The 3,455-nt window shown below is 55.4% G+C and carries 2 rRNA genes; both read left to right on the forward strand.

What is annotated here, in order from left to right:
* Positions 1-48 precede the first annotated feature (48 nt).
* Positions 49-3,203, forward strand: a 23S ribosomal RNA gene (locus CH275_RS23510).
* A 133-nt stretch (positions 3,204-3,336) separates the two neighbouring features.
* A 5S ribosomal RNA gene (gene rrf / locus CH275_RS23515) occupies positions 3,337-3,453 on the forward strand.
* Positions 3,454-3,455: the final 2 nt, after the last annotated feature.

Genomic DNA, 3,455 nt, shown 5'->3' on the forward strand with positions numbered 1-3,455 from the left:
GAGTGTGTGTGTTGTTTGAGAATTGCACAGTGGACGCGAGCATCTTTGTTGTAAGTAATGAAGAGCGTACGGTGGATGCCTTGGCACCAGGAGCCGATGAAGGACGTAGGAGGCTGCGATAAGCCTCGGGGAGCTGTCAACCGAGCTGTGATCCGAGGGTGTCCGAATGGGGAAACCCAGCACGAGTGATGTCGTGTTACCTGCACCTGAATATATAGGGTGTGTGGAGGGAACGTGGGGAAGTGAAACATCTCAGTACCCACAGGAAGAGAAAACAATAGTGATTCCGTGAGTAGTGGCGAGCGAAAGCGGATGAGGCCAAACTTTGTGCGTGTGATACCCGGCAGGGGTTGCGTATGGAGGGTTGTGGGGTTTGCATTGTCGATTCTGCCGGATCGGCCGACAGTGAGAAATTGTGGTGTTAGTCGAAGTGGTCTGGAACGGCCTGTCGTAGAGGGTGAGAGTCCCGTAGACGAAAACATTGCAACTGTCGTTGTGGATACCCAAGTAGCAGCGGGCCCGTGAAATCTGCTGTGAATCTGTCGGGACCACCCGATAAGCCTGAATACTCCCTGGTGACCGATAGCGGACTAGTACCGTGAGGGAAAGGTGAAAAGTACCCCGGGAGGGGAGTGAAATAGTACCTGAAACCGTGCGCTTACAATCCGTCAAAGCCGTCGAGTGACTTGTCACTGGTGGTGATGGCGTGCCTTTTGAAGAATGAGCCTGCGAGTTAGTGGCATGTCGCGAGGTTAACCCGTGTGGGGTAGCCGTAGCGAAAGCGAGTCCGAATAGGGCGTATCCACCTCGAGTGGTGTAGTGGCGTGTTCTAGACCCGAAGCGGAGTGATCTACCCATGGCCAGGTTGAAGCGACGGTAAGACGTCGTGGAGGACCGAACCCACTTAGGTTGAAAACTGAGGGGATGAGTTGTGGGTAGGGGTGAAAGGCCAATCAAACTCCGTGATAGCTGGTTCTCCCCGAAATGCATTTAGGTGCAGCGTCACGTGTTTCTCGCCGGAGGTAGAGCTACTGGATGGTCTAGGGGGCCTACAAGCTTACCGAAATCAGCCAAACTCCGAATGCCGGTGAGTGAGAGCGTGGCAGTGAGACTGCGGGCGATAAGGTTCGTAGTCGAGAGGGAAACAGCCCAGATCGCCAGCTAAGGTCCCTAAGCGTGTACTAAGTGGAAAAGGATGTGGGGTCGCGAAGACAACCAGGAGGTTGGCTTAGAAGCAGCCACCCTTGAAAGAGTGCGTAATAGCTCACTGGTCAAGTGATCCTGCGCCGACAATGTAGCGGGGCTCAAGTACACCACCGAAGCTGCGGCACTCACACAATAGCCCGCTGTTCCCTTGCGAGGGTTCAGCCAGGTGTGTGGGTGGGTAGGGGAGCGTCGTGCAGCCATGGAAGCATCGGAGTGATCCAGGTGTGGAGGCTGCGCGAGTGAGAATGCAGGCATGAGTAGCGAAAGACGAGTGAGAAACTCGTCCGCCGAATGACCAAGGGTTCCTGGGCCAGGTTAATCCGCCCAGGGTGAGTCGGGACCTAAGACGAGGCCGACAGGCGTAGCCGATGGACAACGGGTTGATATTCCCGTACCCGTGTAACCGCGCCCATGGTGAATCAGTGATACTAACCACCCTGAATCCACGTTACCGATCTCTTTCGAGAGTGAGGGGTGTGGTGGATGCGTGGGACCTGATCTGGTAGTAGCCAAGCGATGGGGTGACGCAGGAAGGTAGCTGGGCCAGTCAGTGGTTGTACTGGTGTAAGCCTGTAGGGCGAACGGTAGGCAAATCCGCCGTTCACGAAGCCTGAGAGGTGATGCGTAGCCGATTGAGGCGAATTCAGTGATCCTATGCTGCCGAGAAAAGCCTCTAGTGAGTTGTTACACGGCCCGTACCCCAAACCGACACAGGTGGTCAGGTAGAGAATACTGAGGCGATCGAGATAACTATGGTTAAGGAACTCGGCAAAATGCCCCCGTAACTTCGGGAGAAGGGGGGCCCCTGCCGGTGATGGAACTTGCTTCCTGAGCTGGTGTGGGCCGCAGAGACCAGTGAGAAGCGACTGTTTACTAAAAACACAGGTCCGTGCGAAGTCGTAAGACGATGTATACGGACTGACGCCTGCCCGGTGCTGGAAGGTTAAGAGGACCGGTTAGCTCGTAAGAGCGAAGCTGAGAATTTAAGCCCCAGTAAACGGCGGTGGTAACTATAACCATCCTAAGGTAGCGAAATTCCTTGTCGGGTAAGTTCCGACCTGCACGAATGGCGTAACGACTTCTCAGCTGTCTCAACCATAGACTCGGCGAAATTGCATTACGAGTAAAGATGCTCGTTACGCGCGGCAGGACGAAAAGACCCCGGGACCTTCACTACAGCTTGGTATTGGTGTTCGGTTCGGTTTGTGTAGGATAGGTGGGAGACTGTGAAGCGGTGACGCCAGTTACTGTGGAGTCGTTGTTGAAATACCACTCTGATCGTATTGGATACCTCAACCTCGGACCATGATCTGGTTCAGGGACAGTGCCTGGTGGGTAGTTTAACTGGGGCGGTTGCCTCCTAAAATGTAACGGAGGCGCCCAAAGGTTCCCTCAGCCTGGTTGGCAATCAGGTGTCGAGTGCAAGTGCACAAGGGAGCTTGACTGTGAGACTGACAAGTCGAGCAGGGACGAAAGTCGGGACTAGTGATCCGGCACCGGCAAGTGGAAGCGGTGTCGCTCAACGGATAAAAGGTACCCCGGGGATAACAGGCTGATCTTCCCCAAGAGTCCATATCGACGGGATGGTTTGGCACCTCGATGTCGGCTCGTCGCATCCTGGGGCTGGAGTAGGTCCCAAGGGTTGGGCTGTTCGCCCATTAAAGCGGCACGCGAGCTGGGTTTAGAACGTCGTGAGACAGTTCGGTCTCTATCCGCCGCGCGCGTAAGAAACTTGAGGAAGGCTGTCCCTAGTACGAGAGGACCGGGACGGACGAACCTCTGGTGTGCCAGTTGTTCCACCAGGAGCACCGCTGGTTGGCTACGTTCGGAAGGGATAACCGCTGAAAGCATCTAAGCGGGAAGCCTGTTCCAAGATGAGGTTTCTCACCCCCACGAGGGGGTAAGGCCCCCGGCAGACCACCGGGTTGATAGGCCAGAACTGGAAGTACAGCAATGTATGCAGGTGACTGGTACTAATAGGCCGAGGACTTACCACAAAGAAGCTACGCGTCCACTGTGCAATATCTGAAACAACACACGAGTTGATTCAGCACGCACAATCGAATACACGAATCCGCTACCCACACACGTGTGGGTGACAGGTTCGCTCGTGACACTGTTTCGCAGAGTTACGGCGGCCATAGCGGAGGGGAAACGCCCGGTCCCATTCCGAACCCGGAAGCTAAGCCCTCCAGCGCCGATGGTACTGCACTCGACAGGGTGTGGGAGAGTAGGACACCGCCGAACAC

It is taken from the genome of Rhodococcus sp. 06-235-1A (assembly GCF_002258785.1).
In the GTDB taxonomy this organism is placed as follows: Bacteria; Actinomycetota; Actinomycetes; order Mycobacteriales; family Mycobacteriaceae; genus Rhodococcoides.